1 protein-coding gene is annotated in these 525 nt (G+C 77.7%); it reads right to left on the bottom strand.

Going from position 1 to position 525, the window contains the following annotated elements:
- Positions 1-98 precede the first annotated feature (98 nt).
- On the bottom strand, positions 99-525 hold a 427-nt coding region (locus DW299_RS13620), incomplete at its 5' end, for a beta-propeller fold lactonase family protein (RefSeq protein ID WP_136036911.1).

Here is a 525-nt window from a genome sequence, read left to right as displayed (position 1 = left end):
GCCCTCGGAACCGCCGGAGTCCGAGCCCGCGGGCAGCCGCCGGAGCCACCGGAACCGCTGGCGCCCCGAGCTGCCCGAGCGCTGACCGCAACCGCGACTCAGCTCCGCGGCGGCAGCGGCTCGATCCAGATCGCGCCGGGCACCCGGGTCTCCGCGGCGACCTCGGCCGTGGGCACCCCGTCGCGCAGGCGCAGCGCCACGACCGCGCCGTCGGCGGAGTGCACCGCCAGCAGGTGCCGGCCGGTGAGCACGAGATGTTCCGGCCGGGAGCCGCCGCCGGGCACCTCGGACACGCGCACCAGGCGGTCGCCGTCGATCCGGGCGGTCAGGATCGTGTCGGCGCCGCGGTTCGCGACGTGCACCAGGCCGCGCACGGGATCGTGCACCACCGTGCTGGGCGCGTTCGACCCGCCGGAGCCGTGCGCGGTCGCAGGCAGCACGTCGAACACGCGGCGCTCGGTGACCGAGGCCAGCACGAGCGTCGAGCCCAGCTCGCCCGAGAGCGCGACCCGTCCGCCGCCGAGG

The organism is Microbacterium sp. K35 (assembly GCF_004794375.1).
Lineage (GTDB): Bacteria > Actinomycetota > Actinomycetes > Actinomycetales > Microbacteriaceae > Microbacterium > Microbacterium sufflavum.
The sequence above is the reverse complement of the archived record's forward strand: the minus strand, read 5'-3'. Positions and strand labels throughout refer to the sequence as shown.